The 14,261-nt window shown below is 36.2% G+C and carries 16 protein-coding genes; 4 read left to right on the forward strand and 12 right to left on the reverse strand.

The features are described 5' to 3' along the window. Positions 1-77: 77 nt before the first annotated feature. The gene (locus tag A3SG_RS0114920; RefSeq protein ID WP_016990809.1) at positions 78-272 is read right to left on the reverse strand and encodes a hypothetical protein; all 195 of its coding nucleotides are present in this window, start codon (positions 270-272) and stop codon (positions 78-80) included. Positions 273-745: 473 nt separating this feature from the next. After that, positions 746-1,978: a 3-deoxy-D-manno-octulosonic acid transferase gene (locus tag A3SG_RS0114925; RefSeq protein ID WP_016990810.1), complete on the reverse strand. Its 1,233-nt coding sequence runs from the start codon at positions 1,976-1,978 to the stop codon at positions 746-748. 220 nt (positions 1,979-2,198) lie between these two features. Here A3SG_RS0114925 and A3SG_RS0114930 point away from each other — a divergent pair, with 220 nt between their 5' ends. Continuing rightward, on the forward strand, positions 2,199-3,329 hold the full coding sequence (locus tag A3SG_RS0114930; RefSeq protein ID WP_016990811.1) for a DegT/DnrJ/EryC1/StrS family aminotransferase: 1,131 nt from the start codon (positions 2,199-2,201) through the stop codon (positions 3,327-3,329). A 140-nt stretch (positions 3,330-3,469) separates the two neighbouring features. Continuing rightward, positions 3,470-4,483 carry a UDP-glucose 4-epimerase GalE gene (galE, locus tag A3SG_RS0114935; protein ID WP_016990812.1) on the forward strand — a complete coding sequence of 338 codons (1,014 nt, stop codon included), beginning with the start codon at positions 3,470-3,472 and terminating at the stop codon, positions 4,481-4,483. A 49-nt stretch (positions 4,484-4,532) separates the two neighbouring features. Here the strand turns inward: galE and A3SG_RS0114940 are convergent, their stop codons facing one another. The 10 genes from A3SG_RS0114940 to A3SG_RS0114985 form a co-directional block, all read right to left on the reverse strand. After that, positions 4,533-4,781, reverse strand: coding sequence for a hypothetical protein (locus A3SG_RS0114940; RefSeq protein ID WP_016990813.1), 249 nt, complete (start codon positions 4,779-4,781; stop codon positions 4,533-4,535). Between the two features lie 215 nt (positions 4,782-4,996). Next, entirely contained in the window at positions 4,997-5,869 is an 873-nt protein-coding gene (gene fabD / locus A3SG_RS0114945; RefSeq protein WP_016990814.1) for an ACP S-malonyltransferase, read from the reverse strand. A gap of 297 nt (positions 5,870-6,166) precedes the next feature. Continuing rightward, complete coding sequence (locus tag A3SG_RS0114950) at positions 6,167-6,694, reverse strand: NADPH-dependent FMN reductase (RefSeq protein WP_016990815.1); 528 nt, start codon at positions 6,692-6,694, stop codon at positions 6,167-6,169. A gap of 180 nt (positions 6,695-6,874) precedes the next feature. Further along, complete coding sequence (locus tag A3SG_RS20050; RefSeq protein WP_016990816.1) at positions 6,875-7,186, reverse strand: OsmC family protein; 312 nt, start codon at positions 7,184-7,186, stop codon at positions 6,875-6,877. Positions 7,187-7,336: 150 nt separating this feature from the next. Further along, a complete protein-coding gene (locus tag A3SG_RS0114960; RefSeq protein WP_016990817.1) occupies positions 7,337-8,053 on the reverse strand; it encodes a pirin family protein in 717 nt (238 codons plus the stop codon). A 197-nt stretch (positions 8,054-8,250) separates the two neighbouring features. Further along, positions 8,251-8,580, reverse strand: coding sequence for a Crp/Fnr family transcriptional regulator (locus A3SG_RS22465; protein ID WP_016990818.1), 330 nt, complete (start codon positions 8,578-8,580; stop codon positions 8,251-8,253). Between the two features lie 247 nt (positions 8,581-8,827). Further along, positions 8,828-9,163 carry a DUF6370 family protein gene (locus tag A3SG_RS0114970; protein WP_016990819.1) on the reverse strand — a complete coding sequence of 112 codons (336 nt, stop codon included), beginning with the start codon at positions 9,161-9,163 and terminating at the stop codon, positions 8,828-8,830. 2 nt (positions 9,164-9,165) lie between these two features. After that, a complete protein-coding gene (gene purT, locus A3SG_RS0114975) occupies positions 9,166-10,326 on the reverse strand; it encodes a formate-dependent phosphoribosylglycinamide formyltransferase (protein ID WP_016990820.1) in 1,161 nt (386 codons plus the stop codon). 271 nt (positions 10,327-10,597) lie between these two features. Further along, a complete protein-coding gene (locus tag A3SG_RS0114980; RefSeq protein WP_016990821.1) occupies positions 10,598-11,785 on the reverse strand; it encodes a pyridoxal phosphate-dependent aminotransferase in 1,188 nt (395 codons plus the stop codon). A gap of 100 nt (positions 11,786-11,885) precedes the next feature. Next, positions 11,886-12,977 carry a fatty acid desaturase family protein gene (locus A3SG_RS0114985; protein ID WP_016990822.1) on the reverse strand — a complete coding sequence of 364 codons (1,092 nt, stop codon included), beginning with the start codon at positions 12,975-12,977 and terminating at the stop codon, positions 11,886-11,888. A gap of 107 nt (positions 12,978-13,084) precedes the next feature. Between A3SG_RS0114985 and rsmG the strand changes: the two genes are divergently transcribed. Then, positions 13,085-13,714, forward strand: coding sequence for a 16S rRNA (guanine(527)-N(7))-methyltransferase RsmG (gene rsmG, locus A3SG_RS0114990; protein WP_016990823.1), 630 nt, complete (start codon positions 13,085-13,087; stop codon positions 13,712-13,714). A gap of 32 nt (positions 13,715-13,746) precedes the next feature. Further along, entirely contained in the window at positions 13,747-14,211 is a 465-nt protein-coding gene (locus tag A3SG_RS0114995) for an acyltransferase family protein (protein ID WP_016990824.1), read from the forward strand. Positions 14,212-14,261 lie beyond the last annotated feature (50 nt).

Below are 14,261 nucleotides of genomic sequence, written 5' to 3' on the forward strand. Positions count from 1 at the left end.
TTTTTTTAGAAATTAACATAAAAGAAAAAGCCATTCGCTTATGCGGATGGCTTTGATTTTTTTGCCGTAATTTAAAATTACTCAGCAGGAGTTTCTGTAACAACAGCAGCAGAATCAACAGCTAATGCAGTAGTATCAACAGCAACAGAATCAACTACTTCAACAGCAGTAGAGTCAGTAGTCATAGTTTCTTCAGCCGCAGCGTCAGATTTTTTACAAGATACAATAGTTAAAACAGCAACAACAGCTAAACTTAAAAATACTTTTTTCATCTTAATTTAATATAAAGGTTAATTATTAATTCGGGGCAAAGATAGAAAATATTTGATATGTAAATTTTTTTTTTGTTTTTTTTTTAAATTTTAATTTTACTATTTTTTTTATTTACTCATTTTCACAGTCAAAGTGCCAATTGACGGGGCCTGCAAGGGAGCTTGTTTTTAGTGGTTGCTTTTAAGTTATCGACGGTTTGCTTTTCATTATTAGTAAAGGCGCAGTTTTTAGATTGAGAGACGCTCTTTTTTTTAATGAATTGAGGGTAAATAAACTATGATGGCATAGAAGAAAATACAGTTAAGATTTTTTATTACTTTTAATGAGTGTTGCTCGTTTTTAGAATAGTGAATTTTAGATCTTGGACAATCAAAAAACCTTGTAATAAATCAGGAACTCATTTTCTCGCGTTGTAACGAATTAAGCGTCTAATAATCGTTTAGCTTATCAGGAACAGGGTTCGATATGAAAGCTATAGAGCAATGTTTTTCATGATGATATTTGTTGCCCCTTTATTCATCTGAACAAAAGTGCTGCAGATATGACCTTTTTCGCGTCGGAAGTTGGGATCTACAATTAAATCTTTAAAAGCAGCAATTAATTCGGTTTTATCGGAAACAGATACGCATCCGCCCATATTTACTAAAGCGATTGCTTCGGCAAAATTAGAGTAATTGGGACCTATTACTATTGGAACTCCAAAAGTAGCCGGTTCCAGTAAGTTGTGGACGCCAGTTTTCCCAAAACCACCACCTACGAAGGCGATATCGGCATAACTATAAATTTTAGTTAGAATCCCAATGGTATCGATGATAAAGACATCAAAATCAGCCAAGTTTTCCTCTTGCTTTTCTGAGAACAAGACTGTTTTTTTTATGATGCTGTTCTTTAGCTGGTCAATTTGTTCACACTTTATGTTATGGGGAGCGATGATGAATTTCACGTTCAATGTATTGGTGTTTATAAAGTCCAATAATAGAGCTTCGTCTTTCGGCCAGGAACTCCCTACAACAATGGTAAGGCTGTCATTTTTGAATTGCGAAATATAATCTACAGTATTGTCTTTCTCTAAAATAGCGGCAACTCGGTCAAAGCGGGTATCACCGGAAACGGCTACATTTGTTTTCCCTAGTCGCCCTAACAACTTTTTTGAGGCTTCATTCTGTACATAAAAGTAGGTAAAAGTGTCCAATGCTTTCCTGTAAAAACCGCCGTACCATTTAAAGAACATTTGTTGCTCTCTAAATATCCCAGATACTAAATAGGTTGGGGTGTTTTGTTTGTGCAGTTCATTTAAATAATTCAACCAATATTCATACTTAATGAAAAACACCATATCGGGATGAACTGTTTCCAGGAAGCGTCGTGCATTTTCTTTGCTGTCTAATGGTAAATAAACAGTTGCGTCTGCAACGGTGTTGTTTTTGCGGACTTCATATCCAGACGGAGAGAAAAAAGTGAGTACTATTTTGTGTAGCGGGTATTTTTCTTTGATTTTTTCTATTATGGGTAGGCCCTGCTCGTATTCGCCTAATGAGGCAGCATGAAACCAAATTGTTTTGTCGGAAGGGGTTATTTTCTGTTCTAAAGTGGCGAAAACGGTTTTTCGACCTTCAACAAAAAGCTTGATTTTTGAGTTGAAAAACGCAATGAAGTTTAGTACTGAACCAGTAATTTTAATTACTATGTGATAGAGAAAAAGCATACTGGAATTTTTATTGGGCTAAAATACAGTTTCTTTTGTTTATCATTTAAATCTTAGTGCTTAAATTCATATTTTTGCAATTAAGAGTTTTAATAAAGTCTAAAAGAATTACTTCGATTTTTAAAAGTGTCGCGACTTAATTGTAAAATAACAGTCTGTATATTTTGCGTGTTTTGTGTCTTTTTGAACAAAGAGGTTAATTGGTTTAAATTAAAGATAAATGAAAAAAATCCAAATGGTTGACTTAAAAAGTCAATATGAAAAAATAAAAGAAACAGTTAATGGTTCTATTCAACAAGTTTTAGATACCAATACGTATATCAACGGACCACAGGTTCAGCAGTTTCAAAAATCTTTAGAAGAGTATTTAGACGTAAAGCATGTGATTCCTTGCGCGAACGGAACGGATGCTTTGCAAATTGCGATGATGGGACTAGATCTAAAACCTGGTGACGAAGTAATCACAGCTGATTTTACCTTTGCAGCGACTGTAGAAGTAATTGCTTTATTACAATTGACTCCTGTTTTGGTTGATGTGGATCTTTATAATATGAATATATCTATCGATGCAATTAGGAAAGCAATTACACCCAAGACAAAAGCAATAGTTCCTGTTCACTTATTTGGTCGTGCGGCTAATATGGAAGCGATTATGGCAATTGCTAAGGAGCATGATTTATATGTAATCGAGGACAATGCACAAGCCATTGGTGCTAACTGTAGGTTTTCTGACGGGACAAAAAAGAAAGCGGGAACTATAGGTCATGTGGGGTCCACTTCATTTTTCCCTTCTAAAAATTTAGGGTGTTACGGCGATGGTGGAGCAATTTTCACTAATGACGATGCCTTGGCTCATAAAATTCGCGGAATTGTAAATCACGGTATGTATGAGCGTTACCATCATGATGTGGTAGGAGTGAATTCCCGTTTGGATAGTATTCAAGCAGCAGTTTTAAACGCTAAACTGCCTTTGTTAGATCAATATGGAAAAGCCAGACAGGATGCATCACGTAAATATTCAGCCGCATTTGAAGGCCATAAAAATATTATAGCACCAAGTATTTGCGATATATGTGATTGTCATGTTTTTCATCAATATACTTTGCGCATTGTAGATGCAGACAGAGATGGTTTGATGAAACACCTGTTAAGTAAAGAGATACCATGTGCTATTTATTACCCAATCCCATTGCACTCCCAAAAAGCGTATTTAGATACAAGATATAAAGAAGAGGATTTTCCAGTAACAAACCAATTGGTAAAAGAAGTAATTTCGCTTCCTATGCATACAGAATTGGATGACGAACAAATAAAATTCATAACGGAGAGCGTTTTAGAGTTTCTTAAATAATTGTTTAGGAGCTTTTTCCTGCTTTTCACTTTATCTTTTTATCTTGAACTTGTTTCAAAATCCTGAAACAAGTTCAAGATAAAAAGGATGTCGTTTCAATCAGGGCTATAAAGAGGAGGTCGAAAAATAAAGAAGTAATAATGAAAATACTAGTAACAGGAGGTTTAGGTTTTATAGGATCTCACACGGTGGTCGAATTACAAAATGAAGGCTTTGAAGTGCTTATTGTAGACGATCTTTCAAATACGTCATTAAAAGTGTTAGATGGTATAGACGCTATCACAGGGAAAATTCCGGTATTTGAAAAATTAGATTTACGAGACAGGGATAAAGTACAAGATTTTTTCAAAAGACATAACGATATTTCAGGAGTAATTCATTTTGCGGCCTCTAAGGCGGTAGGTGAAAGTGTCGAGAATCCGTTGCTGTATTATGAAAACAATGTCAGTGCCTTGGTTTATGTACTGCAGGAATTGCAGAAAATGACGGAGGCTCACTTTATTTTTAGTTCGTCTTGTACCGTTTATGGACAAGCTGAAAAAATGCCCATTAATGAAGATGCTTCGATTCAAACAGCGATGTCTCCTTATGGAAATACCAAGCAGATAGGAGAGGAAATCATCACAGATGTTGCTAAAGTATCTACGATAAATGCTGTTTTATTGCGTTATTTTAACCCGATAGGAGCACACCCTTCCGCCGAAATTGGCGAATTGCCTATTGGAGTACCGCAAAACTTGGTGCCCTTTATTACACAGACTGGTTTTGGATTACGAAAAGAACTCTCTGTTTACGGGGATGATTATCCTACGGCTGACGGAACTGCAGTAAGGGATTATATTCATGTTGTTGATTTGGCGAAAGCCCACGTAGTCGCTTTGCAAAGATTGCTGAATAAAAAGAATATCACTAAGGTAGAAACCTTCAATTTAGGTACAGGAACTGGAAGTTCGGTATTGGAAGTAATTAAAGCTTTCGAAAAGGTTAGCGGACAAGAACTACCCTATAAAATTGTAGGCCGCAGAGAAGGAGACATTACCTCGGCTTATGCTAATACAGATAAAGCAAATAGAGTTCTTGGATGGAAAGCCCAGTCCTCTCTTGAAGAAGCGATGGCGAGTGCCTGGAAATGGGAACAGAAAATAAGAAGTTAATTAAAAAAGAGGCTACCAATTGATAGCCTCTTTTTCTATATATTATTTTTTAGTCGTCTTCTTTCATTTTTTCCCCTGCTTCGCCCATTTTTTCAGCTCCTTTTTCCATAGTTTCTCCCATTTTTACTTTCGTTGAGTCTATTGCGGCGTTCATTTTGACAGCAGCCGTATCGACAGCTTCGCCCATTTCTGTGCCTACTGCATCAGTAGCTTCGCCTACTTGATCTTTAGTTTCCTGCTTGCAAGAAATCATTGTTAGCGTTGCAACAAATGCTAGTGTTAAAAGTGTTTTGTTCATGTTTTATAAGGTTTAATAATTCGTATTAATTGTTGGTTAAATATACAATTTTTCGGATAATGCGGCTGTTTATTTAAATAAGAATTATTTTTCCTGTCTTTAATACTGTGTTGTAGAACAAACAATCTCCATAAACTGCTGTTTATGGAGATTGTTTGAAAAGGCTCATTACCGCTATATTAAAATGAATGCTAAAAACTGCGACTGAATACTAATTACGCATTTGCAGTAATTGCTTCTCTATCAATTTTTCCAATCAATCCTGCTAATACTTTTCCAGGGCCAACTTCTGTAAATAAAGTAGCACCATCAGCAATCATCTGTTGTACAGATTGGGTCCATTTTACTGGAGCTGTCAATTGTGTGATTAGATTTTTCTTGATCTCTTCTGGAGATGAAACCGCAGTTGCTGTAACATTTTGATATATCGGGCAGCTAGGAGTTGCGAAAGTCGTGGTCTCAATAGCCGCTTCCAGTTCTTCTCTTGCTGGTTCCATCATTGGGGAGTGGAATGCACCACCTACCGGTAATATTAAAGCCCGTTTTGCTCCGGCTGCTTTCATTGCTTCACAGGCTTTTTCTACTGCTGCGGTTTCTCCAGAAATCACCAACTGTCCCGGGCAGTTGTAATTAGCTGCAACTACAACACCATCGATAGAAGCACAAACTTCTTCAACGATCTTGTCAGCAAGTCCTAAAACTGCTGCCATAGTGGAAGGTGCTATTTCACACGCTTTTTGCATTGCTAGAGCTCTTTTAGAAACTAATTTAAGCCCGTCTTCAAATGATAAGGCACCATTAGCAACTAATGCTGAAAGTTCACCTAGAGAATGTCCCGCCACCATTTCAGGATTAAAATCGTCTAGAGTTTTTGCTAATATAACCGAATGTAGAAAGACGGCTGGCTGCGTTACCTTAGTTTCTTTCAATTCTTCGGCAGTACCTTCAAACATAATGTCTGTAATGCGGAATCCTAATATTTCGTTTGCTTTTTCAAATAAGTCCTTTGCTAATGCAGAGTTTTCATACAGGTCTTTACCCATTCCTGTAAACTGTGCGCCTTGACCTGGAAATACGTATGCTTTCATTTTATGCTGAATTTATTTCAGCATCTAAAAAATGCCGAATGGTTATTATAAAAAGACAAAAATAGTATTTTTTTTAGGAGCAGCAACTTTTGTTCTTCTAATCAAGCATCTTCCTGCTGTGCGCTACAATCTTTTTAGCCGCTCTCGTCTCAGAAACGAGACTGGTTAAAAAGGATTTTCACTTTCATCAGGGCTAAAAAGAAAGAGCGGTATTTCAACAAACGAAAAAAAGCGCTGTCTCTGTAAACAACGCTTTTATACTAAATAAGTAGTAGTTATAAACTACTTATTCATCAATTACAAGTTGATTGATTTTATGATTTCAAACAGCTGATTGTTTAACTCCTTATTTGTGATTCCATTCTTCGAATCAAAATTATCGTTAAAACTAGGTAGTGAGAAGCTTCCTTTTACGTTAGCGCCTTGAAAAGGAAGACGGTTTTTTGCGATTTCTAAAACAGAGCTTCCGCCTCTTGGTCCTGGCGAAGTAGCCATTATTAAGGTTTGTTTTTCTTGGAATGTTGTAGCATGAATTCTCGAAATCCAGTCGAAAATATTTTTGAATGCCGCTGAATAAGCACCGTTATGTTCTGCAAAAGAGATTACTAATAGATCTGCGGTTCCAAGCTTATTAAAGAAATCTGTTGCTAATGTTGGAACTCCAGTTGCTGCTTCTAGATCTATTGAAAAAATGGGCATTTCGTAATCATTCAAATCTAAAACTTCTACTGTGGCGTTTTCAAATTGTCCTGCAGCATAAGTAGCTAATTGTTTATTGATAGAGTCTTTACTAGATGAAGCGCCAAAAGCGATAATTTTTTTCATGTTTATTTATTTTTGTATTGGGTTGTTGCGCCCGAAGGGCATTTATTTACGTGGGATATAACTTTATCAAAACAGTATTGTTGCGAACACCGTTTCCGGAATGAATTCATTTACCGGATTACTATACCATGGTAACTTTATCATTAATATATTCATTTACAATATCTTTTGGATTGTTGATTACATAGTCGTGTTGATTACAATATCATTTTTTAACAATTTTGATATGGGATATTTTTCAGGACTAATTAATAATCGCCTTTTAATATCTTCTTCAGTTTCTGTTGGAAAACGAATTGATCTTGAAATTGTTGTCGTGAATTCAGGACCGCTTTCTTGGTAAAAATTTAAGAAAATATTTATTTCAGGAATATCCCATCTTTTTCGATCAATGTACATTCTCAAAGTAGATAATGTACACGCTGCTAAAGAAGATAGTAGTGCAGGAAAAGGATCTGGGTCAAGGTCTTTTCCTTCAATAATTGAACTCATCCATAATAGGTTGGTCGTTTGTCCCAGTATTGGTGCACAGATACTTTTGAGTACCAATGTCTCCAGTGATGTCTTTTTCTAATACGTCTTCCATACTTTCATTATAGAAGTTAACTTTTTTTACATTTCGTGATACAATTCTATTTTTAATTAGTGCTGCATTGGGATTTCCATCAATAAGAACTCCGCATCTGAAGTTGCTTTAATATCTAGGGAATTGATATCCCAAATTCCTAATCCATCTCTGGTTTCTAATTCTTGTCCGTTGATTGTTACGTTTCCTGAAAGGATAAAAGCATAGACACCATTGCCTTCTTTTTTTAAAATGTAAGTTGTAGTTACTTCTTTGTCAAACTTAGCCAAATGAAACCAGGCGTCTTGATGAATCCAGACTCCTGCATCTTCTGCATTTGGTGAAAGAATTTGGTGCAGTTTATTATTTCGTTCTTCTGGATTTAAAGTAATTTGTTGGTATCTAGGTTCTACGTTTTGTTGGTTTGGAAAAACCCAAATTTGCAATAATTTAGTTCTTTGGTCTTTGTTTGGATTGAATTCGCTGTGCTTCACTCCGGTTCCTGCACTCATGACCTGTACATCGCCATTGCGTATGACTTCAGTATTCTCCATGCTGTCTTTGTGAGCAAGATCCCCTTCAAGCGGAATGGTGATGATTTCCATGTTGTCGTGTGGATGTGTTCCAAAACCCATTCCAGCTGCAACGGTATCATCATTCAAAACACGTAACGCGCCAAACTGAACTCTCTCTGGATTGTACCAGCTTGCAAAACTAAAACTATGATACGCATTCAACCATCCGTGATCTGCGTGTCCTCTCGTATCTGCTTTATGTAAAACTGTAGTTGACATGTTGAAATAATTTATAGTTTGTTATGCTGCGAAGGTACAACCATTGAATGGATAAGACACTTAATGTAGATTAAGAAAAAAAGGAGTCACTGTTCAGTTATTAAGTAATTAATATTATTTGTTCCTTATTTTTAAAACCGTAATTTATTTTGGAATTTTTGATCGTTGAGACAATTTTGATCACTAATTCAAACTTATTACGACTTCCTGAGTAACTTCGATTTCATTTTACTAAAAAATTCTGGTGTGACACCAATATAAGAAGCAATCTGTTTTTGAGTTGCTTTTTGAAGTAGCGTAGGGTATTTTGTTCTAAATTTTTCAAAGCATTTTTCTGCTGATAAACTGAGATTATCCATGAGGCATTCTTGGTTGGCCACCAAGGAATTTGCGATTAGGATTCTGAAAAAGCGTTCCAGTTTTGGTATTTTCGCGTAGAGGTATTCTTGGTTTTCTTTGGAAAGTGTAACAATTTCGGCATCTTCTGAAACTTCAATGAAAAGATTGCCCGGTTTTTGCGAAATCAAGCTTTAGTTACCGCCAATCCACCCGCCTGTGCATGCGAAACTTAAAACATGTTCCATTCTATTATCATTGATATTGAAACTTGTCAAGATGTCCAAATTCCCAAAATAGGAATTGTGGAATTTTCTCCTAAATGCAATAAAACATTTTCTACTTTAAAATAGATATGTTTCAATTTTAGATTCAAACCGCAGCTGTTCTTCTGGAGTAAGGCGATGTTTCTACTACTATTTTGAATAATTAGCGATGCTAATTCTGCTCTGTTTTCTTTTCCTTTGGAAGTAAATTGAATTGTGAAACCACAAAACGATTGTTTTTTATCTTGCCAATGACGGATGCCTTTCTAATAGCAGCACAAAAACCATCAGGGGCATGAGCATCACCATGAGAATCGAGGGAAGTACCATCTACAAAATAAGGCTGCCCGTCAATACGTACCGCTAACTCGCAACCTTGTCCTTCCATTCCAAATTGACATTGCCCACAGGAAGCTTCTACAATTTGAGATTTTGATTCTTCTTTGTTTTCTTGAGCACTCATTATCGCTGTAACAAATAAGAATAGTGCTAAAACTGTTTTTGTCATAATTACGAATTTACTTTAATTAAGGAAGCCGCTACTTTAGCTCTTTCCACAATCTCTTCTATTGGCGTTTCTAATGTGTCATTGACTAATGCAACTCCCATTCTTCGATATGGTCTTGAAGACGGTTTGCCAAAGAGTCTAAAATCAGTTTTAGGGAGACAGGCAATTTTCTCTAAACCTAGATAGCTTGGGTTTGTGGAGTTTTCAGAAGCCGAAATCACAGCACTAGCACCTGCTTTTTCTAAAGTAATTTCAAATATTGGTAAACTTAAAATAGCACGTAAATGCAATTCAAACTCATTGAAGTTTTGTGTCCCTGCCAAAGTTACCATTCCGGTATCATGTGGTCGAGGGGAGAGTTCAGAGAAATAAACACCATCATCAGCAAGGAAAAATTCGACACCAAATAGTCCGGCGCCACCAAGAGCTTCCGTTACTTTTTCGGCCATGTCTTGCGCTTCGTAAAGGTCTTTATCTATAATTGTTGCGGGTTGCCAGCTCTCTTGATAATCACCGCGTTCTTGACGATGACCAATTGGTGCGCAAAATAAAGTGGGATTGTTATTTTGGACAACGGTCAATAATGTGATCTCCGAATTGAATTTAACAAAAGCTTCTACGATCACTTCTACAACATCGCCTCTTGATCCTTCTACAGCATAATTCCATGCCTTTTCGATATCGGCGGTTGTCTTAATGGTAGATTGTCCTTTTCCGGACGAACTCATTAATGGTTTTACTACGCAAGGCATTCCTACGGCTTCCACTCCTTGTCGCAATTCAGCTGCTGTAGTGGCATAACGATAAGCGGCCGTTTTTAATCCCAATTCTTTGCAGGCTAAATCTCGGATTGCTTTTCTATTCATTGTGAAATTAGCAGCTTTTGCAGAGGGAACTACGGTAATGCCTTGTTTTTCGTAATCATAAAAACGTTCCGTGCGAATGGCTTCAATTTCAGGAACAATAAAATCAGGCTTGTGTTTAGCTACAATACGATCTAAAGCTTCTCCGTCAAGCATATTTATGACTTCACAGCCATGAGCGACTTGCATAGCTGGTGCATTTTCATAATTGTCTACCGCAATTATGGTTTGCCCGATGCGGTGTGCAGCAATTGTAAATTCTTTTCCTAATTCGCCTGAGCCTAGTAAGAGTATTTTCATTTTTTATTTTTTTTGTAGGGACAGGTCGCGATCTGTCCCTACATATATTTGATATAAGTGATGTTTTCCGCGTGAGGGATTGCTTCGCCAGTTCACTATCGCTCGTGTGTAGTGAGAATCCTTTTTTCATGAAGCGCTAGCGGAATGAATAAAAGATTGCAACATATAGCCCGACCCTTGTGGTCAAGCTCTAAAACAAAAACAGTCTAAAATTCAAAGTAACGAAACTCTGAACCTTAAACTATTTTAAAAAAAGGGAAGGGTTTGTTAATTATGAAACCGCTTCTTTTATTCTTTTTAAAGCTTCTGTCAAGATGTCTTCGCTTGTTGCGTAAGAAAAACGGATGCAATCTGGGTTTCCAAATGCGTCGCCGGTTACGGTTGCCACATTAGCTTCTCCTAAAAGGTACATGGCAAAGTCATTTGCATCTTTGATTAAAGTTCCTCTTAATGTTTTTCCGAAAAACGAAGATACGTCTGGGAATACGTAAAAAGCACCTTCTGGTACATTAATTTTTATTCCTGGGATTTCTTTCAATAAACCAACAACCAAATCTCTACGGCTATGAAAAGCGTCAACCATGTGTTGTAAAACGCTAGGATCAGCATCTACAGCTGTAATAGTGGCACGTTGAGCGATACTGTTTGCACCAGAGGTTACTTGACCTTGTATTTTAGTACACGCTTTAGCGATGAATTCTGGACCTCCAATATAACCAATTCTCCATCCGGTCATTGCAAATGCTTTTGCAACTCCATTTACAGTGACTGTTTTTTCTAGCATTCCTGGGATAGAGGCAATGCTACAAAAAGTTCCTGAAAAGTTGATGTGCTCGTAAATTTCATCTGCGACCACAATAACTTCAGGATATTTTTCTAAAACTTTAGCTAATGCTGTTAATTCTTCTTTACTGTATACAGAGCCACTGGGGTTACAAGGAGAACTGAACCACATCATTTTAGTTTTTGGTGTGATTGCTGACTCTAGTTGGGCCGGAGTCATTTTGAAATCATTTTCTATCGACGTAGGTACCACTACCGGTACCCCTCCGGATAGTTTTACAATTTCGAAATAGCTCACCCAGTAAGGGGCTGGTAAAATTACTTCATCGCCATCATTCAACATTACTTGTGCAATGTTGTATAAAGATTGTTTTGCTCCTGTAGAAACTACAATCTGGGATGGTTTATAATCTAAATCATTGTCTCTTTTAAATTTTCTGCAGATTGCTTCTTTCAACTCAGCATATCCATCTACCGGAGAATAGGTACTGTAATTTTCGTCGATTGCTTTTTTAGCCGCTTCTTTGATAAAGTCTGGAGTATTGAAATCAGGTTCTCCTAAGCTTAAGCTGATAATGTCTTTTCCTTGCGCTTTTAGTTCTCTAGCCAAAGCTGCCATTGCTAATGTTTGTGAAGTAGCAAGGTTGTTAATTCTGTCTGAAAGTAAATGATTCATTAAAAAAGTATTGATTACCCTGATTTAGTAATAGAAAAACAAGGGTGGTTAAATTAATAAGTTCTTTTATCGAGGAACTGTATTTCTACATCATCCGTTTCTACATTGCTGGTTTCATTCCTAGGTCTTTCAAATGTTTGAAGTGAGCAATAACTGCACCGCGCATTGTTTTGTATTCGTAATACGGTAAGTTGCATTCTGCTGCAGTTTCTTTAACGATTTTTGCAATATTACCATAATGAATATGACTTATATTTGGAAAAATATGGTGCTCAATTTGGTGATTCAATCCACCGGTGTACCAGTTTACTATTTTATTTTTTGGAGCAAAATTAGTTGTTGTAAATAGTTGATGAATTGCCCAGGTATTTCCCATCTCGCCTAATTCGTTTGGAGTAGGGTTCTCAGTCTCTTCAACAACGTGTGCTAGTTGAAACACGATGCTTAAAATTAAACCTGCTGTATAATGCATGATAAAGAAACCGATTAGCACTTTCCACCAAGTGATGCCAATAACGATAGGTAATACAATCCAAATGGATACATAAATAACTTTAGTAATGATCAAGGTTGTCCAAAGTGTTTTTGGGCTTTTTGCTTCACCGTAGCTTAGTTTTCTTTTTAGGTAGGTTTTCATTTGCCTAAAATCAGTTGTTATTGCCCAATTGAAAGTTAATAAACCATATAAGAACACGGAGTAGTATTGTTGAAAGCGATGGAAAGAATGCCATTTTGCCTCTTTGGTAAAACGAATGATTCTTCCTGCATCTAAATCTTCATCATGACCCGGTATATTCGTGTAGGTGTGGTGTAATACATTGTGTTGTACTTGCCAGTTGTGTACATTACCTGCAAGAATATAAATCGTACCCCCCATGAATTTATTGATCCATTTTTTATTAGAATACGAACCATGATTTCCATCATGCATAACATTCATACCTACACCAGCCATACCTATCCCCATAACTATCGTCAACAGTAGATGAACCCAGAAAGGCATACCAAGGGTGAGAATTAGAAAGTAAGGTGCTAGAAAAAGGGTGATCAGGATAATGGTTTTCAAATGAAGTTTCCAGTTTCCTGTTTTTTTGATGTTGTTTTCCTTGAAGTAATTGTTAACCCGTGAGTTAAGTGTTCTAAAGAACTTTAATTTATCTTGCCGTGCAAATGTTGGTGCGGTTGTGGCCATAGGATACTTGAATAAGTGGTAAAGATAATTATTATAAATTTTTTGATATACAAAATTGAGATAAATATTTTAACTCTAAAGTATTACTTTTGTTAAAAAAATCATAGATGGACCAGATTCTTAAGTATTTTCCCGATTTGACTGCTATTCAAAAAGAGCAATTCAAAAAGTTAGACTTTTTATACCACGATTGGAACGAAAAAATAAATGTTATTTCTAGGAAAGATATTGACGCCTTATATACAAAGCATATTCTGCATTCTTTGGGAATTGCTAAGGTTATAAATTTTGTACCTGGTACTTATGTTCTCGATGTGGGAACTGGTGGTGGATTTCCTGGAATTCCATTAGCGATTCTTTTCCCGGAAACGCGTTTTCATCTTATCGATATCATTGCTAAGAAAATTAAGGTCGTTCAGGCTGTAGTTGATTCGTTAGAACTTGAAAATGTTAAGGCAGAGCAATTAAGAGCAGAATTAGTTAAAGGTGATTTTGATTTTATTGTAAGTCGTGCAGTAACTAATATGCCTGATTTTGTCTCTTGGATTAAAGACAAAGTCAAGAAGAAAAGCAAGCACGAACTAAGAAATGGTATTCTATACTTGAAAGGTGGAGATTTGACGGAAGAGTTAGCAGCCTTCCCAAAAGCGACACAATATGATTTGGCTGATTTCTTCGAAGATGAATTCTTTGAGACTAAAAAGGTGGTGCATGTACCGCTGAAGTTTACGAGTTAGGGAATTCGATTTGTGATGTTTTCTGAGTATCTGTGACTTTAGCTAAAATAATAATCAGAATTGAACAATTAACGTTTACAAGATTTTTAGCAGCGATTTCTATCGTTATTTTTCATTATGGAAAAGAATCTTCGTTGTTTAACAACGAAAATGTGTCTTTTATGTTCGAACAAGCAAATGTAGGAGTCAGCTACTTTTTTATTTTATCTGGCTTTGTTATGATTATCGCTTATATCGATAAAGAAAATATAGATTTTTTTGAATATGTTAAAAACAGGTTAGCAAGGATATATCCTGTATATTTTTTAGCGATTATTTTAATTTTAGTTATTAGGTTTTTTGCAGGGGTAAATTTGGTTGATTTGATTTTGAATGCTTTAATGTTGCAAGCCTGGGTACCCGAAAAAGCACTAACAATTAATTTCCCAGGGTGGTCATTATCAGTGGAATTATTTTTTTACATTTTATTTCCTTTTTTGTTTAATTTTTTTTACTAAAATAAAATACGCTAAAAAAAACCGACATTTGTCGTTATGTTATTTTGGTA

This window comes from Flavobacterium sp. ACAM 123 (assembly GCF_000264055.1).
Lineage (GTDB): Bacteria > Bacteroidota > Bacteroidia > Flavobacteriales > Flavobacteriaceae > Flavobacterium.

Bases quoted from the DNA above. Each gene is read 5' to 3' on its own strand.
- A3SG_RS0114930 (WP_016990811.1), top strand. From the start codon at position 2,199: ATGAAAAAAATCCAAATGGTTGACTTAAAAAGTCAATATGAAAAAATA.
- rsmG (WP_016990823.1), top strand. From the start codon at position 13,085: ATGGACCAGATTCTTAAGTATTTTCCCGATTTGACTGCTATTCAAAAA.
- A3SG_RS20050 (WP_016990816.1), bottom strand. From the start codon at position 7,186: ATGAGTTCAATTATTGAAGGAAAAGACCTTGACCCAGATCCTTTTCCT.
- galE (WP_016990812.1), top strand. From the start codon at position 3,470: ATGAAAATACTAGTAACAGGAGGTTTAGGTTTTATAGGATCTCACACG.
- A3SG_RS0114925 (WP_016990810.1), bottom strand. From the start codon at position 1,978: ATGCTTTTTCTCTATCACATAGTAATTAAAATTACTGGTTCAGTACTA.
- A3SG_RS0114985 (WP_016990822.1), bottom strand. From the start codon at position 12,977: ATGGCCACAACCGCACCAACATTTGCACGGCAAGATAAATTAAAGTTC.
- A3SG_RS0114940 (WP_016990813.1), bottom strand. From the start codon at position 4,781: ATGAACAAAACACTTTTAACACTAGCATTTGTTGCAACGCTAACAATG.
- A3SG_RS0114960 (WP_016990817.1), bottom strand. From the start codon at position 8,053: ATGTCAACTACAGTTTTACATAAAGCAGATACGAGAGGACACGCAGAT.
- purT (WP_016990820.1), bottom strand. From the start codon at position 10,326: ATGAAAATACTCTTACTAGGCTCAGGCGAATTAGGAAAAGAATTTACA.
- A3SG_RS0114980 (WP_016990821.1), bottom strand. From the start codon at position 11,785: ATGAATCATTTACTTTCAGACAGAATTAACAACCTTGCTACTTCACAA.
- A3SG_RS0114920 (WP_016990809.1), bottom strand. From the start codon at position 272: ATGAAAAAAGTATTTTTAAGTTTAGCTGTTGTTGCTGTTTTAACTATT.
- fabD (WP_016990814.1), bottom strand. From the start codon at position 5,869: ATGAAAGCATACGTATTTCCAGGTCAAGGCGCACAGTTTACAGGAATG.
- A3SG_RS0114950 (WP_016990815.1), bottom strand. From the start codon at position 6,694: ATGAAAAAAATTATCGCTTTTGGCGCTTCATCTAGTAAAGACTCTATC.
- A3SG_RS0114970 (WP_016990819.1), bottom strand. From the start codon at position 9,163: ATGACAAAAACAGTTTTAGCACTATTCTTATTTGTTACAGCGATAATG.